Raw genomic sequence first — 21,675 nt, forward strand, 5'->3', positions numbered from 1 at the left:
CCCGGTTGAACAACGAACACGGGAGTCGTCTGACATGAGTCGTGATGTGCTGTTTCTGCTGGAACCGGGTTTTGCCGATCCGAAACATCCGGGCCAACGGTTCGTCTGTCCGCACGGACTGTCGATCGAAGGGCTGCTGGCGAGCGCACCCGACCTCGCGGGCCGCATCGACGTGAAGCGCGTCGGCTTCGAGCGGCCCCGGCCCGACGTGATCGACGCACTCGACGATGCGCACCAGGGCCTGCCGGTCCTCGTGCTCGGTGCCGGGCAGCTGGCGCCGGATGACGCGCAGACGCTCGGCGACGTGCGCTTCGTCACCGACGCGCGCCGTATCCTCGAACTGCTGGCCGAGCGCCACGGGTTTCCGGCGCTGCATTGACGCGACGGTGTCGACTTTCCATCCGATTCCCATTCGATCGACAGGAGCATCCGATGTCGTCAATTTCGGCGGCACGCCGCCTGCTGCTCGCAGGAACGCCGCGAGTTCGGGGGCGACCCGGAGCGCTGGCCGGCGGGGGCCGCAGCCCGTTGCGAACGAGGAGGCGGTGCAACGCCGCCCGCGGACGACGGGGCGTGTCTGGCCACGAGGACTTTTTGCAGGCCATGGCCGATCCGCGGCATCCGGAATACGAGAACATGGCCTGATGGCCTGGCCACGAGAGCCGGGATGCGAACGTCTTCGATATTGCAGAGGTCAATGACGGGCCTGCAGATATCAAGGTGCGAGCGTCGAAAGGGTCCCGATGCCATGCTTACACGAGACGGGGTTCGCGAGTGAACCTTGATGGCCGCGCCCTGCCTGACGGTGAACGCGCAGTACAAATTGGCCTTAGCTCGTGACGTAGACGGAGGTGCTTTCCAAAGGCATCAACGCCGCGTTGCTCCTCGCATGTTCCACTTCCTTTGTCGGCGTGCGGCCAAACAGGCGCTTGAAGTCCCGGCTAAACTGCGACGGGCTTTCATAGCCCACTTTGGAGGACGCGGCGGCAGCACCGACGCCGCTGTGAAGCATTAATAGACGTGCTTTCTGCAGGCGCGTGATTTTCAGATACTGCAAGGGTGAAGTCGCAGTGACGGCTTTGAACTTCGCATGAAAGCTGGCGACGCTCATATGTGCTTCGTCGGCCAGCATCCCCACGCTAAGGTCACTGGAAAAGTCGCGGTGGATACGCCGCAGTGCTTGCGCGATCTGGCCAAAGTCGTTGCGGCGCATCAACGCCGCCCGCAATACGTCGCCCTGTTCGCCCGTCAGTATCCGAAAACAGATTTCACGCACGATCGAGGGACCCAGCACGTCCGCTTCGACCGTGCTGCACAACGACTTGAGCAACCGCATGACGGCATCACTCATTTCGTCAGACAAGGCAGTGGTGAAAATGCCGGTCGGTGCGGCGTCGGTTCGGCCGCAACGCGAGTCGAGTAACTCCAGCAGATCGACGAGGACATCGGCATCCACGCGCACGCACACGGCGAACATCGGCGCGTCCTCGCTTGCCTCTGTTTCACATTCGAGAGGCAAGGGCACGGACAGAACAAGATACTGATTGGCGTCATATGTATAGACGTGTTGACCAACGAATGCGCGTTTTCGCCCTTGGCACAGGAACACGATGCTCGGCTCGTACATGATCGGCGTCCGTGCGATCGAGCGGTTCGCGCGCACGAATTTGACTGAATCGAGACGGGATTGCGTCGCCCCCTCGTTGGGCGCAAGCTGGTTGAGCAAATCGAGCATGGCAGTCAGGGAACGTCCGTTCGCCTCTCCGGCTTCATGAGGGATCTTGGTCATGGCGGTGTCTGCATCGGCGATAAACGAGCAAGAATTCTTTCACATTGGCCCCGGTTCGTCTGCAGGCTTGTAGAAACAGGCAAGGTTCTTCGAGGTTTCATCATTCGCTTTTGAGCCATCGACTTCTAACATTGACTCACCGGCGCCTTGCCGATTTCACTCAAGGATGAAAGATGAAAACGAACGTGTCATTCACCAGCAACGGCCTGAAAATTGCCGGTCATCTCTACCTGCCAGACGGCTACAAGGAAGGGGAAAAACTGCCCGCGATCGTCACCAGCCACCCGTTCGGCGGCGTGAAGGAGCAGACGGCCGGACTCTATGCGCAGAAGCTTGCCGACAAGGGTTTCGTGACGCTCGCCTTCGACGCGTCCTATCAGGGCGAGAGCGAAGGGGAGCCACGCTACCTGGAAGATCCCTTTACGCGAGCCGAAGATATCAAGTCGGCCGTAACCTTCCTCGCGAACCGCGCCGAAGTCGACGCCGAACGTATCGGCGCCCTGGGCATCTGCGCCTCCGGTGGATACGTGCCCTACACGGCGCAAACCGAACGACGCATCAAGGCCGTTGCTGCGGTAAGCGGCGCCGACATGGGGGCGCTCTTCCGCGAAGGACTCGGCGGCGGTGGCAGCAAGGAAGCGCTGCAGGCCATGCTGGAGCAATCGGGCAAAGCACGCACGGCGGAGGCGAATGGCGAGCCGGCACACCTCGAGCACATCGTGCCGAACACGCCCGGGGAAATTACCAAGGACACGCCGACCCTGTATGCCGAGGGCACCGACTACTACCGGACACCGCGTGCGCAACATCCGAATTCGCCAAACTGGTTCGTGTTCAGGAGTGTCGATCGTATTGCCGCCTATTCGTCATACGACCGCGTCGATCTGATCTCGCCGCATCCTCTGCTGATGATCGCCGGCACGAGGGCCGACACGCGCTACTTCAGCGAATTGGCCATCGAGAAGGCCCAGGAGCCGAAGGAACTGTTCCTGATCGAAGGTGCATCGCATATCGACCTTTACGACAAGGAGGAATATGTCGGACCGGCAGTCGAGAAGCTCGGCAGTTTCTTCAAGCAATATCTGTAGTCCGGGGCCCAAGCAGAACCTTTGAATCATGACAGCCGGGGATATGGCGGGGCCCCGGTCTGTCCATGCGGCGGCTTACCTGATATCGCTCAGGTAAGCCTACTTGCATTCAGCCTGGCGACATAGGGCCGGCCCCAACGAGCGTCCCGAAAGAACGCCATCAAAAAGCCAGTGCTGCATTGACAGGTGGAATCGATACGTAGAGCAAAGTATCCGGTTGGCGAACGCCATGACCATCTCGCTACTTCTCGAGCACCGGATCAGGCGCGAATGGCTCACACTCGACCCGGCGCCCGGGACCCTCAGCGTTGAGACCCAGCGACAGCCATCCCGGCCCCGGCGTCAGCCTCGCCCGGCGCTTTGGGATGCGCGTAGGGGTGCTGGTACCGCACACCCGCGAACGGCAACGCCGCGGCGCGCGCGTTCATCTCGTCGAGCAGCGCGATGAAGGTGTCCTCTGCCGCATAGTCGAAGGGATCCCCGATCTGCTGTTCGGCCTCGATCCCGAGGGGGTGTTCGAGGTAGTGCTCGACGGTGCGCTTGATGCCTTCCTCGAAGCTGATGAGGTCGGTGTAGCCGAGCTCGCTGCGGATCTTGCCGCTGTCGATCAGCAAGTGGTGCGTCGTGGGCGGGAGGCCGGTCCTGGTGAAGTTGAGGTCCCGGTTGGCGCCCCAGAAGTAGGCGGGTCGGCCCATCTCCGGGGTGAAGTTCGCGAGTTCGACTTCGACGCCCATCACCTTCGCGATCGTGCGCACCAAGGTCGCATCGGATGGCGTGTAGGCGTCGGCAACGTTGTAGATCTGCCCCGATGATGTTTCAGGTTGATCGACGGAGAGCAGGATCGCGTTCGCAGCGTTCTCGACGTATGCCTTGGTCTCCAGGGTCAGGCCGCCATTGATGACGGGGACGTGGGTGCGCCCGTCGCGGAGGCGGCGGATGATGCTCCACTCGCGGGGTGCGAGCTGACGGGGGCCGAACAGGCACGGATAGCGGAGGTGCGTGATGTTGTAGCGTCCGGCCAGGTGGGCGTCCATGAGGATCTGCTCGGTCTCCACGATCTTCTCGCTGAGCTTGTGCCCAGTCTTGCGGGGGCCGTCCTCGGCGGAGGGGCGCGCCAGGTTGTCGCCGTAGGCCGCCCCGCCGACGGTGATGAGTCGTTCGCTCACACCCGCGAGCGCGTCGACGAAGAGGCGCAGGCGCCCGTAGGTCGCCACGACGAGGTCGTAACGATGGCCCTTGAGCGCCTCGGTCAGGCCTTCGAGGAAGTTCGGATCGGTGTGAATGTGCGGCACGTCGTCGGGCAGGTCGATCTCGTGCCGCCCTGTGTGCAGGATGGTGGTCTCGTAGCCGCGCTGCCGCAGCCCCTCGACGATGAACGGGCCGGTGGGGCCGGTGCCCCCGATGACAAGTGCCTTCATGATGTTGTCTCCGTGTGGTTCTGCTGCTGGGTGAATGCTTCCCGGGCGATGCCGGCGCTCGTCAGCGACGCGATCTCCGCATCGTCAAACCCGGCTTCGCGCAAGATCTCGGCGGTGTGCTCACCGAGCGCGGGCGCGTAGCCGCGAGGGCCCGTGGGCGCCGCCGCGAAACGGATCGGGTTGTTGGGCACGCGGTATTCGCCGTGGATCGGGTGGTTGAGGGTGGTGAGGGATTCGTTGGCGATGGCTTGTGGATCCTCGATCGCGTCTTCGAGCGCGTGGATCGGACCGCAAGGCACGCCGGCGGCTTCGAGCGCTGCGAGCCAGTAATCGGCGGGCTGCGTCGCGAAGATCGCTTCGAGTCGACCGCACAGTTCCGAGCGATGGGTGACGCGGCCGGTGTTCGTGGCGAAGCGCGGATCGTGGAAGTCGCCGTAGCGATCGAGCAAGGGCAGCATCTTCTGCCAGAACTTGTCGTTCATGCAGGCGAGGATGAAGTGCTTCTGGTCGGCGCCGAGGAACGGCTGATAGGGTACGAGCTGCGGGTGCCCGCCGCCCTGACGGCGGAACGGCACGCGCGTTTTGTCGTACACCGTCAAGTAGTTCGCGAAGCTGGCGATCATGCCGTCGAGCAGGTTCACCGTGACCTTGTCGCCCTGGCCGGTCCGGTCGCGCAACCGCAGCGCGGCGCAGACGCCGAAGCCGAGCAGGTAGGAAGCGACGAAATCGGCGATCGGCACGCCGACCTTCACGGGGCCTCCGCCGATCTCGCCGGTGACGCCCATGATCCCGCTCATGGCCTGCGCGAGGATGTCCATGCCGGGCAGGTGCGCACGCGGTCCGGTCTCACCGAATGCGGTGATGGAGCAGTAGATGAGGCGATCGTTGATCTTGCGCAGGGACTCGTAGTCGATGCCCATGCGCTGCACGGCGTCGGGCCTGAATGCGACGGCGAACACGTCGGCCTCCTTGACGAGCCGGGTGAGCACCTCGAAGCCGCGTTCGCTCTTGAGGTTCAGCGCGATGGAGCGTTTGCTGCGGTTCACACCGTAGAAGTAGGCACTTTCGCCCTCGCCGAATGCGTCGTCGACGTAGCGGAAAGTGTCGCCCTCGAGCGGCTCGACCTTGATGACGTCGGCGCCGAGATCGCCCAGCAGCGAGGTGCAGTAGGGGCCGGCGCCCACCTGGGTGAGATCGACTACGCGAACGCCGCTCAGGGGCAGTGCGCCGCTTTCGGCGCCGCCGATGGTGAAGGGAATGTGGTCTGCCGGGTTGGGCATGTCGGACTCCTCGTCGTGCTGATGTCGGGTGTGATCAGTGTGCTTGGTGTGCGCTGGTGCGTGGCCGGCGGTCAGGATCGGCGCGCCTCGCGCAGCGCGTCGCGATGTTCGGGGGCGGCAATCCCGATCAGGCGCTCCGCGCGTTCCGCGACGGTGGTGCCCTGCAGGTCGGCGACGCCGTATTCGGTGATCACCATGTCGATGTCGCTCTGCAACGAGGTGACGGGTCCGCTGAGCGTGGAGACGATCTGGGGGCCGCCTTTGGGGCCGCGCGCCGGCATTGCAACGATCGCAAGGCCTGATGACGCGATGCGGGTCGCGCGGAAGGTGTCGACCTGGCTGCCGAGCGCACCGATGTACTGGCCGCCGACGACTTCAGAATTGACCTGCCCGAGCAGGTCGACTTCGAGGGCGGAGTTCACCGCGATGAAGGGATTGCACGACGCGACGGCCTCTGACGCCGTCAGATCGGTGATGGGCACGAAGCGGATCCGGTCGTGTCGCGCGACGAATTCGTAGAGCTCGGCGCTGCCGAGTGCCATGCCCGCAACGCAGGCGTCTTCACCACTCGCCAGTGCCCCCGACGCATCGAGGTCGAGCAGCCAGTCTCCGACGAGGCCGGATCGTACGCGCAGCTCGCGGTGCTCGCGGAGTGCGCGGCCGATCGCCGTCGCCAGTGCGCCGATGCCGAGCTGTATCGAGGCGCCGTCGGGCACGACGGATGCGACGTTACGCGCGATCGCGTGGTCGATGTCCGAAAGTGCGCGGGCGGGGGTGCCCTCCAGCGGTCGATCTGTCGCGAACCACGCGGTGATCTGCGAGCGGTGCAATCGCCACTTCGTGCGTGTCGAGGGCATGTTCTCGTTGATCTCGGCGATGATGACGGGGCCGGGACGGTCAGCGGTTCCTGCTGGTGCGGCTGCCGGAGCTGCCTGCGCGGCCTTCGCGACGTAATCGACGGAGGTGCCGAAGCTGTGGTATCCGTCCGGGTCGGCCGGGGGCAACTGCAGCAGGATCACATCCGGCTGAAATGCGCCAGTGGTGACGAGCCGCTCGAAGTGGCTGTAGTGGTTGGGAAGAATGTCGATCTCGCCCGAGCGCGCCAGGCTACGCAGCGGGCCATGCGCGGAGTAGGTGGCCACTCGCGGCTTGCCGCGCGTCACGCGCTTCCAGTCGTCTGAGAGCGCGTACCCGCATACCACGGTGAGATTCGCGATCTGCTGCGATGCGTTGATGAGTTGTGCGACTAGTTCGTGCGGCTCGGCAGCAGCCTGACCGACCAGCACGGTGTCGTTCGGTCGCAGATAATCGGCCAGCGAGAATTCGGAGGAGGCGTGCGTTGGTGCGGTCATGGGTGCGTGCGTCGGAGCGATCATGGATGTCATGTTATCCATGCGTGTTGCCGCGCGCGCCGGGAGAAATACCTGAATCGCTCCCCGAGTTCATACGTGTATGCGTGCCGCCTGGCGACGCACGAGGGGAGAAATACCTGAATCGTTCCCCGATGCTTATTCGTGTGTGCGCTGCCGCTTGGCGACCCACGCGGCCACCTTTGCGCGGGATCGGAAGCCGAGCTTGGCGAGGATGCGCTCCACGTGCCCCTCGGCGGTACGCTGGGCGATCACGAGTCGCTCCGCGATCTGCCGGTTGCTGAGCCCCTCGGCGATGAGGGCCGCGACTTCGGCCTCGCGCCGGGTGAGTCCCTCGGCAATCAGTGCTTTGGCGGCGTCGGCCGGCCGGGGCGCGAGCGCTTCTGTCGGGATGAGGCCGGGTGCGGGCTCGGCAGCAAGCTCAGGTGCGTCGCCGATGGCATAGCGAGCCGCGTCGGCCACCGAGAACGCGGCACCGTGATCGAATGCGGCGCGATAGCGCGCCTCGCCGAGTGCCGTCCGGATCTGCGCGTCGACGGTGTCGGTGCCGAGACTGCGCACGACGGCCTGCGGAAACGGCGCCGCGGCTCTGCGCCACGCGGCGTGGGCGGCCCCCTTCAGGGTCGCCGCGTGCTCGGCCTGTCCGAGTGCGGCGGCGGTCAGCGCCAATCCTTCGCAGCACATTGCGATGCCCTCTACGAAACCGCGAGCTTCGTAGAGGGGCAGCGCCTCCCGCAGGCGGGCCGAGGCGAGTTGCTGATCGCCGGTGCGCCAAAGGCAGAAGCCGTCGATCCACAGCCCGCTCGCGATGCGGTACGGAGATCCGTGCTCTTGCGCGAGCGCAAGAGACGCGCGGGCGAATTCGGCGGCGCGCTCGTCGTGCATGCCTAGTGCGGTGACCGCTGCGCGGTAAAGCGCGTCGCAAGCGCCCGCGAGATTGCCCGAGGCGGTGCAGAGGGCGACCGCTGCTTCGGAGAGCCGGAGCGTGCGAGCGCGATCTCCGCCGTGAAAGCTTGCGCGCGCGATGCCGCACGCGGCGTCCGCCGCAACGCCGGGCAACTCCAGGGCATCGGCGAGGTCGGCAGCCTCGCGCGCGCGCTGCTCGGCTTCGTCGCCGTTGCCCATGAGCGACGCCGCATAGCTGCACGCGACGAGCGCGCGTGCGCGGGTCTCGCTCGGGGCGCGGTCATGCTCGAGCGCAGCGGCGAGCCAGCGGTGCTCCTCGACGACGTAGCTCGCGCCGACCCGGTAAAGCTGGAGGGGCGCGACGATCGCCATCACCGACGCGTAATCGTGCAGTTCGGCGCTGCAGTACTCGGCAGCCGCTCGAAGGTTCGCGTGCTCTTCGCGTACGCGCCGCGCCCACTCCATCTCGCGGGGGCTGAAGTACGCTGTCTCGCCGCGCCCGGCCAGCGTTCTGAAGTAGTCGAGGTGATGCTGCCTGAACTGCGCTTCCTCGCCGGCTTCCCGCAACCGCTGAATCCCGAATTCGCGAAGCAGGCCGAGCATTTTCAGCCGTGACGTTCCACCGCCCGGGCCTCCCTCGCGGGTCAGGATGGACTTGTCGACCAGCCCGGTGAGCAGATCGAAGATCTGCTCGCGCACGATCGGCCCGCCGCTGCAGACGTCCTCTGCCGCATCGACGGTGAAGCCGTCGGCGAACACCGAGAGACGCGCCCACAGCACCTGCTCGGGCGCGGAGCACAACGCGTAGCTCCAGGCCACCGTCGACTCGAGGGTGCGATGACGCTCGGGCGTCGTTCGAAGCGTGCTTGCGAGTGCCCGGAGGGAGCCGTCGAGTCGCTCGAGAATCATTTCGAGCGAGAAGGCACGCAGCCGCGCTGCCGCGAGCTCGATCGCCAGGGGAATCCCCTCCAGGCGATGGCAGATCCGGTACAGCAGATCCCGGTTGGAGTGGTCGATGGCGAACCCGGGCAGCGCCGCCGCCGCGCGGTCCGCGAACAGCAAGACCGAGTCCGGGATTGCTGGGGATCCTGCCCCCGCGGGAGCAGGATCATCGCGGTTCGCCATCGTTTCATCGGCCGGCGGTGCTGCAAGCGGTGGTATCGGGAGCACGCGTTCCCCGGGCACGCCTAGCACCTGCCGACTTGTCGTGAGCACGCGAAGCTCGGGTGCGGCCGCAAGCAGATCGTGCAGCAGTAGGGCGACCGGCTCGATCAGGTGCTCGCAGTTGTCGACGACGAGCAGCATGTGCTCTCCGGGCAGGTGCTCGGCGAGGTCCCCGGCGGTCTCGGTCGGGGTGTGAAAGAGGCCGAGCCTCGATCCGATCACCGATGGGAGCAGGTCGCCATCGGTGATATCCGTGAGATCGACGAACCAAACGCCGTCGCGAAAGACGTGCCGGTGCTCGGCGGCGATCTGCCTGGCAAGGCGGGTCTTGCCGACCCCGCCAGAGCCAATCAGGGTCAGCAGGCGAGTCGAGACCAGCAGCGTGCGCACCTTCTCAAGCTCGGCGGTGCGACCGATGAAGCTCGACACATCGGCCGGCAGGTTGCCCTGGTCAGGCGAACGCATGCTCGCTCCGGCGCCGGCGGCGCTGCAGGTGTCGGTGCGGATGCCGCATCCGTTGCTTCATGCGGCCAGTGGGTAAACGGCAAGTCGTCATCTATCTAACACTAGGTAGAATGCTTTATATTGCGAGATGCTCGTAGCCGAGATCCAGCAGCGTACGGGTCTCTCTCATGGGAAGTGACGAAAGGAGTATCGAATGATAGTACCCACGCTTGAATCTTGGCAGCCGGAGTTGCGCGAGGTGATCGCAACCACACGATCGTTTACCCTGCGCTCGGAGATCGTCGGCGGCGCCTTTGCGGTCTGGGTAACGGTACCGCCGGGATACGGCGCGGGAGACGCAGCCCTGCCCGTACTCTACGTCGCGGACGGCAACACGCAACTTGCGATCACCGCCCCCACTGGCTCGCTGATGATGATGCACGAGACCAGCCCGATCCGGCCATTCATCCAGGTGACGATCGGATACCTGGGCGATGACGCGAGAAACTTCCTGAAGGTGCGCAACCGTGACCTCGTGCCGCCGGACGAGCCGTTCCCTCATCAGATGGCGGCGCATCTGCGCCCACGCGTCGAGCGGGGAACACTGAGCGAGGAGAAGTACGCCGCGATCCTCGCCGATCTCAGCCACTCCGCCGGCGATCGGTTCCTCGCCTTCATCGAGCGCGAACTGCACCCCCGGATCGCCGAGCGCTGGCGGGTGGATGCCGATGACGTCGGCCTGTTCGGCTACTCCTACGGCGGCCTCTTCGCCATGTACGCGTTCGCGACGGCCAGCCCGCTGTTCACCGTGATCGGAGCGAGCAGTCCCGGCATACTGTCGGCGGAGAGTGAAGTGTTCCGGCGCTACGATCGCCGCCTCGCCGAGGGCGACCGCACCTTGCCGCCCCGGCTGCACCTGACGATCAACGACAGCGAGACGAGCAGCGAGTTCGCCCTCTACCGGGACCTCTCGCAGCACTACCTGGCGCTCGTCGACCGTATCCGCCGTACTCCGTTGCCGGGACTGCGCGCGACGGCCGAGGTGATCCGGGGTGAAACGCATGGCACCGGCATCGTCGACGCCTACCGCAGTTTCGTGCGTTCCTGCTACGCAGTGCGAGGGCATGATCCGCGCACCGAGATCTCCTGGCCTGTCGAACACGACACGAACTGACCGACGTTCGAATGAAAAATCGCTGCCGAGAGGCGGGTTCGGCCTGTTCTCTCGCGGGGGTGGGCGGGGTTTGGCCGAGAGGAGTCGAGCCGGATGGCCGGGGCTGATCGACAAGATCCTGACGCACCCGGGTCGGACCGGCAGCCACTGCGCGGCGGATGCGCGCGAGGTAGGGCCGGACTTCGACGCCTGAGTTGTCCCTGCCGCCGCCTCGCCGTCAGAAGCACCACGCCCCCCGGGTTGCATCGCCCGGTCAGCCCGGGCGGTACTGCGCGCGACTGGCCATGGGAATAGGGCATTGCGCAGATATCGGCACGGCGGCTAACGAGCACGACGTCAAAGCGGTCTTTGCGCTGTTGCACGGGGAAGAAACGGATGTTTACGCTGCCGATCTCGTCGCGATGTTCGACCAGCGCAGCGAAGACTACGCGTTGTTGCCGGTGACGCCCGACGTGGTGGCGCAGCATCAGCAGGTCGCCGATGTATTCGTCCGGATCGGCGTGCTGGACGGCCCGGCCAATGTCGCGCCGCTCTGGGATACGTCGTTCAACGCGCTGCTTGCTTCGGCGTGAGGCTGTCGGTGCGGGTACGTCCGCATGAGCCGGCGAAGGCGCTGCTCACGAAAACCTTCCGGTACGGCACCAGCCGTCGAGTACCCATTGCGCATCGGCGACCGTTGCATCCCACGCGCCGATCGCCGGTTGCCGGACGATACGCACCCCGGGATACCACGGCGTCGACGTCGGCAGCCGTTCGTAGCGCCAATCGCCGTGGAGCGGCGACAGCAGGATCGTCGGCAGGTCGAGGCTGGCGGCGAGATGCAACGGGCCGCTGTCGATGCTGATGACCAGATCCGCTGCCGCGGACAGCAGCACGGCCAGCGAATGCAGATCGGTCGTCGAGTCGATGTTGGTTGCCGTCTGCGACAAATCGTCGGCGAGCCATCGCTGCATTTCGAGGCCGCGCTGGAAGACGATCCAGTGAATATCCTGGTTTTCCAGCAGCGGACGTATCTGCTGCAGCCGCAGACTCTTCCACGCAAAATCCCCGTGAGCGGATTCGTTCGACGACCAGAACAGCGCACAGCACGGACGGCCGCGCGCAGCGCGGCGGATGCGTTCCACTTGCTCGGCAAGTTCGGGCGACGGCGCCGATTCGACCATCGCGCGTTGCGCCGGCAGGTAGCCGGCGAGCGGGAACATCGCGGTGAACAGCGAGAACGGCGTTGCCCACATTTCATCGAGCGGAGCGTTGCCGACGAGCGGCTTCAGCAGATCGCCGGCGCCGACGTCGCGATAGTCGTTCAACCAGGCCGGATTGACGTCCGGGCATGGCCACGGTTCGTGACAGACGAGTTCGGTGCCGACCTGTGCGAGCAGCGCGCGATAGCGGAGGAACTGGACCCAGTCGCCGAAACCGCCGCCACGGACGTAGCGCAGCACGCGCGGCAGCGGCGTGTCGCCGCACCAGTAACCGGGATCGTTGACGCCGTACACCTCCGACACGGCCGGCCGGCTCGTAAAGCTGGATGCGTATTCGCCGATGCCGGCGGAAATGCCGTGCGCGCGCATGAGCGACGTGCTGCGACTTTTGCGCAACTGAATCGCCGTGGCGTGAGGGATCGTGCCTGCCTCATGTGCCGCCTGATACGACGCGGATCTTGCAATGACCTCGTCGTCGCGGCCGGAGATGTACAAGGCTTCGAGCAGGACCCGTTGACGATCCCACTCGTCGAGACCCTGCACGAGCGCGTCGAATTGCGCATCGATCAGGTCGATTCGGCCGAGGTGCGCACAGGCGTGGAAAAAGATCAGCCGGTGGTTCGCGTATCCCGGCGCGCGCTGCGTGACGGTCAGGCAGCGGTCGACTGCTTCTTCGAATTCGCCGAGCAAGTAGTGGAACTGCGCACAGGCGTGGAAGTATTGCGCGCTGGCGCCATCCGTGTCGCTCAGGTTTTCGAGCAAGCGCCGGGCTTCGTCAATGGCGCCGCACTGTACGAGCCGCTGCACCTCGGCAACCGGATTGTCTGGGGTCATGGGCTGTGCGATTGCGAAGAACCTCGGGTGATGTTCGTGGCATCGCGTCACGCAGGCGACCTTGCCTGGGTGCGATGGATGAATGTCGGCATGCCGACATCGGCTTGCCCCCGGCGTGGATCGTTTTCGACGAAGGCCTGCGTTACCCGGTTCGCGAATCTCGTGAACGTCAGGCAGTGTAGCAAACCCGTCAGGCGTTTGACGGGTTTCGGCGGACGGAGGCGGCCACCGACTTCATCGTGCAGCATCCGGGCACCCTGGGCCAGTTGTCGCCGCTGGCGGTCCCGCCGCGCCGGTAGCTGGCCGCCGGCCACCCGGCGACGCTGCTGCGTGCCGGGCGCATCCGACGGGGCTGCCAGCCTGAACCGCGCACCCCGCCACGCAACAAAAACGGTGCATCAGGCAGCGACACTGTGCCTATGAACCACACACCTCACGCTCGAAGTTCAGGTTGCGCGTGCGCGCCGTGTCGATGCGAAAGCGCGTCACCTCGTTACCCGAGCGCTCCACCGTCAAGACGCCGTGCATGACGGCCAACTGGCCGACAGGCGCGAACGTGAAAATGTCGTCGGCTACCGGCTCCAGCCGATAGCCGACACTGCCTGCAACGCCGTCCATGGTCATGGTGAGTTCGCCGTTCGTCACGGCGATCGTCGCACGTGCCGCGGCATCGTGACCGTGATACGTACCCGCCAGACCCGCCGACGCATCGGAGAATGACGGTGCGTGATCGGGTAAGCGCTCGAGCGTCTCCGCATGACCGCAGTCCACCAGCTCGAGCGCCGTCACACGTGCCTCTGCTGTCGGCGCGCGAGGTTTGATCAGCAACGCTCCGCCTGCCCCGTCGTCAACCCGCAACCCGGCTGCCGTCTCGATGAGCGGCTGGGGCATCTGTTTGACGTTATGGAAGATCGCGTTCACCTGCCCGTCGTGATCGTCGATCACGCATAACGTCCCGGACGCACGCGAGTGGTACTTGCCGAGCAGGGTTTCGTGACCGGCGGTCTGCAGGGGCGCGGCAGGCTTCGCGCCCAGTATCGCATCGCCCAGAACGATATCGACGACCTGCGTAGCCAGTTCAACCGGATTGGCTGCCGCGCCGTTGGTGAGAATGATGACGTCCAGTGCCTGCTTTGCCACGGTCAACATCTGACAGGCGCCGCCGAACACACCGCCGGCGTGGTGCAGCACCTCCACGTCGCGATGCGGCGTGCGCATCAGCCCGAGCGCGTAGACGCCTTCCGCACCGCTCGAATAGTGCGGTTTGGTCAGCATCTGGCGCCAGCTTGCTTCGCTGCCGAGCCGCTTGGGGCCGCGCAGATGCGCGAGCCAGAGCAGCATGTCGTCGACCGTCGATACGATCCCGCCTTCACCGAGCACTTCCCACGTGGGAAAGAGGCCGCGCATGAATCCGCCTTTTCCATCGGGCACATGCTGGGTCGCCATGCGCGGGCGGATTCGCATGTCGTCGGCGACCGACTCCGTGTCGACCATGCCCATCACATCGAAGATGCGTTCCTTCAGGAAGGTCTCGAAGGGGATTCCGCTGACCCGTTCGATCGCGAGCGACAGCAGGTGATATCCGCCGTTGCAGTAGATCATCCGTTCGCCCGGCGGGAAATTGACGTCGCGTTGCCGGACTTCCGCAGCCAGCGCGCCGCCACGCGGCAGCGTCGCCACGCCTTGCGCGAGCAGCGTCAGGTCGAGATAGCAACGGTAACCTCCCGTATGCGTCATCAGTTGGCGCAAGCTGGGATCGCCCGCCAGCAGCGGCAGTTCAGGCAGGTACGTGCGAATCCCGGCGTCGATGTCGAGCTTGCCGTCTTCGGCGAGCAGGAGTGCGGCGAGGCAGGTGAAGTGTTTGCTCGTCGAGCCGATGCGCAAGCGTGTGGCCGGGGAATTGGCGACACCGTGCTCCAGGCTTGCCATGCCGAAGCCTCGCCGGTAGAGGATTTCGCCTCGATGTGCCACGGCCACGACGAGGCCGGGTTCATCGCACTTGTTGAAACGTTCGAACAGGGTATCCAGTTGCTGGGCGATATCGTGCGATTCTTGTTTCATTTCAAGTTATCCATATTGTTTAGAACGGAACCGTGAGCGCCGCGCCGATCGTACGCGGCTGAATCACGCTGACGAGCGCCGGACCGCCCAGCGGCATCAGCGAAGTCCCGGCCGCGATCAACGCGCGACGGTCGAACAGGTTGCGAACGTAGAACGCCAGGCTGAACTTCCTGAAGTCCACGCCCGCTTGCAAATCCGTGATCGCGTAGCCTGGCAGCGGGTAGTCCGGCCGGCCCGAGCTGGCGTCGAACCCGCTATGACGTCGGCCGACGAATCGTTGGGTGATACCCGCATACGACGGATACCCTTGTGCGGTGAACAGATAGGTGCCCGAGAACGTCGCGGAGAACTTGGCCGAGTTCGGCAGTGGCTGCCCCGCTGTCGTACCCGCGCTGGCATTGCCGGTCGTCAGGCTGGCGTCGATGAGCGACAGGTTCGCGCTGAAGTTCCAGTGCGGGCCGGGACGAAACGTGCCGGAAAACTCGAGGCCCTTGATGCGCGCATTGCCGGCGTTGATGACCTGATTGACGCCATCGACGGTGCCGAGCTGCTGGATATTTTTCCACTCGATGTCGTAGACGGACGTCTCCAGCGAGAGCCGCTTGTCGAGCAGGTCGGCCTTGTAGCCCGCCTCATAGCTCCACAGCGTGTCGGGCGCGAAGGTCGGGCTGCCCGACGCGCGTATGCCGGTGAGTGGATCGATCAGCAGTGCATTCGGGCCGCCAGGCCGGTATCCGCTGGCGATGCGGACATACGCATTGCTGTTGGGGGTCAGCGCATAGCGCGCGGTGAACATGTAGGTCTTGCTGGTGTCCGACGACGGCGCCGAGACGGTCTGTGTCGGGCCGGCGAGCGTGCCGGAGGTCGTCTGTTCATAGGTCTGGGTGTTGTGGGCGATCCGGACGCCGCCGGTCAACGAGAGGCGCGGCGTGAGGTGATAAGTCAGGTCGCCATAGGCCGCGTACTCGTTGTACGTGCTGGGCGCCTGGATCTCCGACAGGTTCGGGCCGGGCGAGCCATCGGGCAACGTCGTCAGAAAGCCCTCGTTCAAATTGCTGCGCTCGTGCGTATAGAAGAGTCCGGCTAGCCACTCGAGTCGCTGGTTGCCCGGCGAGGTCAGGCGAAGCTCCTGGGTGAACTTGTTCGTGGTGGCCACGTCCTTGGCTACCACCGAACCCAGGTTCAGCCCCTGGGCGGCAAACAGCGGCCCATATACGCCGGTCAGGTCTTGTGGCGCGCTCGAGTTGATCCTTTGATACGACGTGATCGAGTTCAGGCGCGCCCAGCCGAGTTCGTATTCGACTCCGGCCGAATAGAGTTGAATGTTCTGATGAAAGGGTTGTGCGGCGAACTGTTGCGTTGTCAGGTCGCCCCAAACCGACTGCCCGTTGGTGCCGTATTCGACGTAGTTCGGGTCGTTGCGATTGATGTTTTGCGAGACCGCGGTCAACCGGACCGTCAAATCTCTGGTCGGCGTCAGCAGCAACGACGCGCGGGCACCGTAGGTGTCGCCGCGATCGATGTGGGAGCCCGCCTCGGGGCCCACTGCGTCGACATAACCGCCATCGTGCTGTCCGAAGACGGAGACGCGCAGCGCAGCAACGTCGGTCTTCAGCGGGATATTCAACGCTGCGTTGGCCGTACCGCTCACACCGCCATGCGCCGTCCCCGACACACCGGTGCCGACTTGTCCGGAAAACTGCCCCGAGTCCGGTTCGTTGGTCACGTATTTCAGCAAACCGCCCATCGCGCCTGCGCCATACAGCGTGCCTTGCGGACCTCGCAGGATTTCAACGTGGTTGAGGTCGAGCAGGCTCATGTCGAGCGCGAACGTTGCACTTTGGGAGAACAGGGTGCTGCCGCCGAACGCGACGTCGTCGATGTACATGCCGACCGTCGGCCCCGTCTGAATACCTGTCGTCACGCCGCGGATACTGACCTGACCGGACCCGCTGCCGCCACTGGCGTTCAAGTCGACACCCGGCTCCGCGGACAGGTAGTCGGACATCGTTTTCGCGCCGCTCTTCTGCAGTTCGTCGGCGGAAAGCACATTGACCTGCATGGGTACTTCGCGAGCCGGTTCACGTCGGCGTGCCGCGGTCACCACAACGGTATTGAGCGTCGCGCCGCCTTTGCCTTGCGCTTTCGACATCTCGGCTGGAGGGGTATTCGGCACCGCGGTGCCGGGCGCAGTGGCGGGCGTCGCAGCGGACGCCGCTTCAGGCGCGGCGATCTGCTGAGCCTGCATTGGCGCTTGCGCTTGTTCCTGCGCATGCACGCCCAACGATGCCAATCCGAATACCGGTCCGACGAAGAGGGGGGGCGTAACGCACGCCGTGCCGCAGCGGCAGCGTTGCCGAAACCGCCGTGTGCTTCGTTCGGTTTTTCATCTTCACCATTGTCTCCTCCTGGTTTTGCCATCTACTGAAAGCGATGCTCGGTAGCGCAACTCAGGGTGAACGGTAAGTGCCGGTTATTTCTGGTTCATGTGGCGTTTGTATCGTCGCTGATACAAACGATCGGCGACGGTGAAGGGCGGCCAGGCAGGCAGACGCGGCGGGCCCGAGACGGAGACTTGTTTCGGGTTTGAAATAAAGGACTCACATAGGCCCTACATTCACGGGTGATAATTGAAGCCATCGCTCGCCGTCGGCCACGACCATGCAAAAACCCCGCTTCGATTCAGCTTTCTATCGCCTGTTTTTCGTGATGATCTCGATCATCCTCGTGATGCAGATCAGTGCCGGCCTGCTGCTCTTCAAGCTCTACAGCACCGCTCCCTTCAAACCGCCTCCCGGAATGAGCGCATCGTTGCAGTGGTGCGCCGCGGTGATGATCCAGGTGATGCCCGCGCTGATCTCGTCCTGGATCGGCGCGCGCATGCTGGCCGCGCCGTTCCGCTCGTTAGCCGTCGGGGCCGCAGAACTGTCGAGGAATATCGATGCGCCGCCGATCGAGGAAATCGGCCCTGTCGAGGCGCGTCAGGCTGCCAGCGTGTTCAACACGATGCAGGCGTCGCTGCGGCGGCAAATGAGTGAGCGAAACCGCTTTCTGGCGGCCGTGTCGCACGATTTGCGCACCCCGCTGACGCGTATGACGCTGCGCCTTCGTTCTGCTCAGGATGTCGAATTGAGTGAGCGACTCAGAGCCGATATCGACGAGATGACACAGCTGCTGGAGGCCACCTTGTCGTTCCTGCGCAATGAAGAGGTGGTCGAGGCGTTCAGTCCGGTCGATATCAATGCACTGGTGGATGCAATAGCGGAAGACGCAGCCGAAAACGGCCAGAAGGTGACGATCAGCGGCGAGGTGCCGCCGATATCGGCGCAACCGCTCGGCCTCAAGCGCTGCCTGACGAATCTGGTTGCCAACGCGATTCGATACGGCGAAGACGCGCACATTCGTCTGTTCGACGCGCCGTCGTGCGTGCGTATCCAGATTGCCGATCACGGCCCGGGCATCCCGGAGTCGCAACTGGAGCGGGCCCTGGAGCCGTTCTACCGGGTGGAAAGCTCCCGCAACAAGAACACGGGCGGGACAGGGCTTGGCCTTGCCATTGCGAACGACGTCGTGAAGCGCCACGGTGGGGAACTGGTGCTGCGCAACGGTACGGAAGGCGGGCTGGTGGCACAGGTCACGTTGCCGCGCAGATAGGGTAAGCGGGCGGATCGATCGTTGGCGCAGCTCTGTTTCACGCTTGATACACATTGCTCACAAAGCGGAAATAGCGCGTGCTTATAGTCGTTTCACGCCCTTCAATCCCATTCGGCAGACCTCCTCATGAAGATATACACGGCTCAGCTTTCGACCGAAACCAATACATTCGCCCCGTGCCCCACCGGTTGGGGCGGCTTCGAAGAGAGCACGATCTTTCGCGGCGACGCGAGTTTGCGCGAGCCTGAAGGCATCGGCCATGTGCTCGCGGAAGTGCGGCGCCTCGCGGAGGGCGACGGTCACGAAATCGTTGAAGGTCTGTGTGCCGAAGCCCAGCCGTCCGGCCGCACGATTCGTGCGGTCTACGAATCCCTGAGAGATGAAATTCTCGATGGCGTCAAGGCAGCCTTGCCGCTGGATGCCGTGATTCTGCTGCTGCACGGCGCGATGGTGGCGGAGGGTTACGACGATTGTGAAGGCGATCTGCTCGCCGGCGTTCGCGCCATTGTCGGACCCGGCGTTCCCATCTCGGTCACGCTCGACCCGCACTGTCATTTCACGCAACGGATGAAGGCATCGGCGGATGTCTTGATCGCTTACAAGGAGTATCCGCATATCGACGCCATCGATCGGGCGCGCGAGGCTTATCGGTTGGCGCTCGATATGGCTGCCGGACGCATCCGTCCGACGATCGGCGTGTTCGACTGCCGGATGGTCGGTGCGTGGCACACCACCAGCGAACCGATGGCGGGGTTCGTCCGGCGGATGCAGTCGCTTGAAGGACACGACGGCGTGCTATCGGTGTCGCTCGGCCATGGGTTCCCGTGGGGCGACGTGCCGGAAGCCGGCGCGAAACTCTGGGTGGTGACGGACAACGATCTCGCCAAGGCCGAAGCGCTGGCGGCGCAACTGGCGCGCGAGTTCTGGGAACTGCGTGACGCGACCCGCCCCGCATGGCTCGATATCGATTCCGGGCTGGATCGCGCGCTGGCGGTCGAGGGCGGCCCGGTCGTCCTGGCGGATGTCGCGGACAACCCCGGCGGTGGTGCGCCGTGCGATAGCACGTTCATTCTGCGTCGCGTGGTCGAGCGACGGATTGCCAACGTGGCGATCGGGTGCTTCTGGGATCTCGGCGCCATTCAGATTTGCAAGGACGCGGGTGTCGGGGCAACGCTGAATCTGCGCATTGGCGGTAAATGCAGCGTGTATTCCGGGGACCCGATCGACCTGCGCGTCACCGTGCGCAGCGTGGTCGAGCGGCATACGCAAAGCATCATGGGTCTCGAGCAGCCGCTGGGCCGGGCGGTGTGGGTCGAAGCGGACAACGGGCTGGACCTCGCGCTGATATCGGTTCGCACCCAGGTGCTGGGCGTGGACGCATTCACCGGCCTCGGCATCGACTTTGCCGGCAAGAAGCTGGTGATTGTGAAATCGACGCAGCATTTTCAGACCGATTTCGCGCCGCGCGCCGAGGCCATATTTCATATCGCTGCGCCAGGTGCGCTCACGATGGATTTTGCCAACCTGGACTATCGACATCGTGATCTCGACTATTGGCCGCGCGTGTCGAATCCGTTTGCGTCGGCGATGTGAAAACCCGCCGGCGCTGTTCGTGCGCCGGCAGGTATCAGGCATCGGCCTGCACCCGTGTGAAGGCCAGATTCCGGGTGCGCTGGGTATCGACGAGAAAGCCGCTGATGTTTGCGCTCGTTGCGTCGCGTGTCAGCGTGACGATTCCGGTCATGACGTCCATTGGATCGACCGGCACCAGTCCGAAGACATCGTCGGCCAGCGGTGTGAGGCGGTAGTCGCAACGGCCCACCGCGCCGTGCATGCGAAGCACGAGTGCTTCGTCGTCGAGTCGAATGATTGCGCGGGCATTGGCGTCGTGGCTCGCGAATGTGCCTGACATCGCGGCGACGAGAGACGGCGTCATCGCCGGCGCTTCGCCGAGGCGAGCGAACGTTTCGACATGGCCGCAATGCACGATGCGCAGGCTGGAGAGATCGTCCGGTGTGCAAGACGATCCCCAGCGCAACGCCAGCGGCCCGTCGCCGCCCGCTTCGATCTCGACGTCGTTCAGGTCATGGGCGCTGTCGTAGAGCGGCATCGACGGTGCGGGGCAAAGCGGCCCCGTCAACACCAGCGCGCCTTCATGATCTTCGAGTGCATACACGGCGCCGGTGCTGGACGACCGGTAGCTGCCGAGGCGTGCCACATGGCTGGCAGCGCGCGCCGCGACAGGCGGGCCATCGCCGTCAAGCTCGCCTGCGAGCACGATGTCGACGATACGCTTCGACAGTTCGAGCGGTGCGTCGAGTGCGCCGTTGCCGAGCAATACGACGTCGAGCCCGTGCGCCGCCGACAGCAGCATCTGGCAAGTCCCGCCGACGACGCCACCGGCATGGTGTATCAGCTCGACACCTCGATAGAGGCTCTGCTTGAGACCGAGCGCGTATTGGCTGCGCTCACCGCTGGAGAATACGGGCAAAGCCAGCATCTGCATCCAGGTATCGTCGCTGCCGACGATCTTGTTGCCGCATCGCAGGTGCGCGGTCCATCGCAACATGTCGTCGACGGTCGAGACGATCGAGCCTTCACCCAGCAGTTCCCACGACGGAAAGATCCCGCGCCGGAATCCGCCCTTGCCGTCAGGAACATGCATCGTCGCGATGCCGCGCCCGATGGTCATGTCGTCGGGTACGCACGCGGTGTCGCGCATGCGCATGGGGTTGAAGATATGTGTGGTGAGGAATGCGTCGAATGACATCCCGCTCGCACGTTCGACGGCGAGCGAAAGCAGGTGATAACCGCCGTTCGAATACATCATGCGTTCGCCCGGCGGAAAGTTTTCATCGCGCTGACGTTGCTGCGACGCCAGGAGCGCGCCATGCGGCGAAATGGCAAGACCCTGCGTCAGCAGTGCAAGGTCCAGCGCGCATCGCTGCCCGCCGCGATGCGACATCAGTTGCCGCAGCGTCGGCCGGCCCGCGGCCGGCGGAAGCTCCGGCAGATACGCGCCGATGGGGGCGTCGGCGTCGACAGCGCCGCGCTCGCACAGGAGCAGCACGGCGAGGCAAGTGAAATGTTTGCTGACCGAGCCAATGCGCATGCGCGTGGCCGGCGTGTTGGCGATGCCGTGTTCGAGGCTGGCCATGCCGAAACCGCGCCGATACAACAGTTGGCCGCGATGGACGATGCCGGCGATCAATCCGGGGGCATCGGCGCGTCGATAAGGCGCGAACAGTGCGTCGAGCTGTGCCGTCGTGGCGGATGAATCCGATGTCATGT

General features: G+C 64.6%; 14 protein-coding genes and 1 pseudogene. 6 read left to right on the forward strand and 9 right to left on the reverse strand.

The genetic code is table 11. The annotated features are described in order from the left end of the window. Positions 1–34 precede the first annotated feature (34 nt). Positions 35–379, forward strand: a complete 345-nt coding sequence (locus BBJ41_RS36660) for a DUF3088 domain-containing protein (protein WP_069751167.1) — start codon at positions 35–37, stop codon at positions 377–379. A gap of 450 nt (positions 380–829) precedes the next feature. On the opposite strand, the gene BBJ41_RS36665 is transcribed toward BBJ41_RS36660, so the two are convergent. Beyond that, positions 830–1,789 carry an AraC family transcriptional regulator gene (locus tag BBJ41_RS36665; RefSeq protein WP_236872168.1) on the reverse strand — a complete coding sequence of 320 codons (960 nt, stop codon included), beginning with the start codon at positions 1,787–1,789 and terminating at the stop codon, positions 830–832. A gap of 173 nt (positions 1,790–1,962) precedes the next feature. Between BBJ41_RS36665 and BBJ41_RS36670 the strand changes: the two genes are divergently transcribed. Next, entirely contained in the window at positions 1,963–2,877 is a 915-nt protein-coding gene (locus tag BBJ41_RS36670) for an alpha/beta hydrolase (RefSeq protein WP_069751168.1), read from the forward strand. A 302-nt stretch (positions 2,878–3,179) separates the two neighbouring features. Here the strand turns inward: BBJ41_RS36670 and BBJ41_RS36675 are convergent, their stop codons facing one another. The 4 genes from BBJ41_RS36675 to BBJ41_RS36690 all read right to left on the reverse strand — a co-directional run bounded on the left by BBJ41_RS36675 (position 3,180) and on the right by BBJ41_RS36690 (position 9,480). Beyond that, on the reverse strand, positions 3,180–4,295 hold the full coding sequence (locus tag BBJ41_RS36675) for an NAD-dependent epimerase/dehydratase family protein (RefSeq protein ID WP_069751169.1): 1,116 nt from the start codon (positions 4,293–4,295) through the stop codon (positions 3,180–3,182). After that, positions 4,292–5,575, reverse strand: coding sequence for a CaiB/BaiF CoA transferase family protein (locus BBJ41_RS36680; RefSeq protein WP_069751170.1), 1,284 nt, complete (start codon positions 5,573–5,575; stop codon positions 4,292–4,294). Before BBJ41_RS36680 ends, BBJ41_RS36675 begins: the two co-directional genes overlap by 4 nt. Positions 5,576–5,646: 71 nt before the next feature. Further along, a complete protein-coding gene (locus tag BBJ41_RS36685; RefSeq protein WP_197680908.1) occupies positions 5,647–6,960 on the reverse strand; it encodes an acetyl-CoA hydrolase/transferase family protein in 1,314 nt (437 codons plus the stop codon). Between the two features lie 123 nt (positions 6,961–7,083). Further along, a complete protein-coding gene (locus BBJ41_RS36690) occupies positions 7,084–9,480 on the reverse strand; it encodes an ATP-binding protein (protein ID WP_069751172.1) in 2,397 nt (798 codons plus the stop codon). Positions 9,481–9,673: 193 nt separating this feature from the next. Between BBJ41_RS36690 and BBJ41_RS36695 the strand changes: the two genes are divergently transcribed. Both BBJ41_RS36695 and BBJ41_RS42050 read left to right on the forward strand, forming a co-directional pair. Then, entirely contained in the window at positions 9,674–10,633 is a 960-nt protein-coding gene (locus BBJ41_RS36695) for an alpha/beta hydrolase (RefSeq protein WP_069751173.1), read from the forward strand. Positions 10,634–11,001: 368 nt separating this feature from the next. Next, positions 11,002–11,205 (forward strand): annotated as a pseudogene (locus BBJ41_RS42050) (ABC transporter substrate-binding protein); the annotation flags it as partial. A 45-nt stretch (positions 11,206–11,250) separates the two neighbouring features. Here BBJ41_RS42050 and BBJ41_RS36705 read toward each other — a convergent pair. From BBJ41_RS36705 to BBJ41_RS36715, 3 genes are all read right to left on the reverse strand, one after another. Beyond that, complete coding sequence (locus tag BBJ41_RS36705; protein WP_083282140.1) at positions 11,251–12,669, reverse strand: glycosyltransferase family 9 protein; 1,419 nt, start codon at positions 12,667–12,669, stop codon at positions 11,251–11,253. Positions 12,670–13,086: 417 nt separating this feature from the next. After that, complete coding sequence (locus tag BBJ41_RS36710; RefSeq protein ID WP_069751176.1) at positions 13,087–14,730, reverse strand: serine hydrolase domain-containing protein; 1,644 nt, start codon at positions 14,728–14,730, stop codon at positions 13,087–13,089. Positions 14,731–14,749: 19 nt separating this feature from the next. Next, complete coding sequence (locus BBJ41_RS36715; protein WP_236872215.1) at positions 14,750–17,008, reverse strand: TonB-dependent receptor; 2,259 nt, start codon at positions 17,006–17,008, stop codon at positions 14,750–14,752. A gap of 383 nt (positions 17,009–17,391) precedes the next feature. Between BBJ41_RS36715 and BBJ41_RS36720 the strand changes: the two genes are divergently transcribed. Both BBJ41_RS36720 and BBJ41_RS36725 read left to right on the forward strand, forming a co-directional pair. Further along, positions 17,392–18,384, forward strand: coding sequence for an ATP-binding protein (locus tag BBJ41_RS36720; protein WP_069751177.1), 993 nt, complete (start codon positions 17,392–17,394; stop codon positions 18,382–18,384). A 126-nt stretch (positions 18,385–18,510) separates the two neighbouring features. Next, complete coding sequence (locus BBJ41_RS36725) at positions 18,511–19,977, forward strand: M81 family metallopeptidase (protein ID WP_069751178.1); 1,467 nt, start codon at positions 18,511–18,513, stop codon at positions 19,975–19,977. A 34-nt stretch (positions 19,978–20,011) separates the two neighbouring features. On the opposite strand, the gene BBJ41_RS36730 is transcribed toward BBJ41_RS36725, so the two are convergent. Next, a complete protein-coding gene (locus tag BBJ41_RS36730; RefSeq protein WP_069751179.1) occupies positions 20,012–21,673 on the reverse strand; it encodes a serine hydrolase domain-containing protein in 1,662 nt (553 codons plus the stop codon). Between the last annotated feature and the right edge of the window lie 2 nt (positions 21,674–21,675).

Source organism: Burkholderia stabilis (genome assembly GCF_001742165.1).
In the GTDB taxonomy this organism is placed as follows: Bacteria; Pseudomonadota; Gammaproteobacteria; order Burkholderiales; family Burkholderiaceae; genus Burkholderia; species Burkholderia stabilis.